The sequence below is a fragment of the Tropicimonas sp. IMCC6043 genome (genome assembly GCF_004146235.1).
In the GTDB taxonomy this organism is placed as follows: domain Bacteria; phylum Pseudomonadota; class Alphaproteobacteria; order Rhodobacterales; family Rhodobacteraceae; genus Tropicimonas.
Genome location: NZ_SELO01000259.1, coordinates 1 through 254 on the forward strand (window position 1 = coordinate 1; position 254 = coordinate 254).

Annotated in this window: 1 pseudogene; it reads right to left on the reverse strand. The window is 61.4% G+C overall.

Annotation, left to right across the window (positions count from 1 at the left end):
• Nucleotides 1–133: 133 nt before the first annotated feature.
• Nucleotides 134–254: pseudogene (locus EU800_RS27865) on the reverse strand (IS630 family transposase); the annotation flags it as partial.

Genomic DNA, 254 nt, shown 5'->3' on the forward strand with positions numbered 1-254 from the left:
GCTTCCTGTTCCTTGATCATCCCGATGATCTGCGCCTCGGTGAAACGGCTCTTTCGCATTTGTTTGCTCCTTCGAAAGGTTGAGCAAACTCTACGTCAGCGTGAGGGAATTTTCGGGGGGCAGGTCACACCGTGACGCCGAACCGGTCGGCGATCCGCCGTTCGAGGTCCTTGCGCCGCCAGCGCACTACCCCATCCACCGCAGGATCGGGACCGGCCTCCACCCAGGACCGCAACTCCGAGATCTGATCGGCG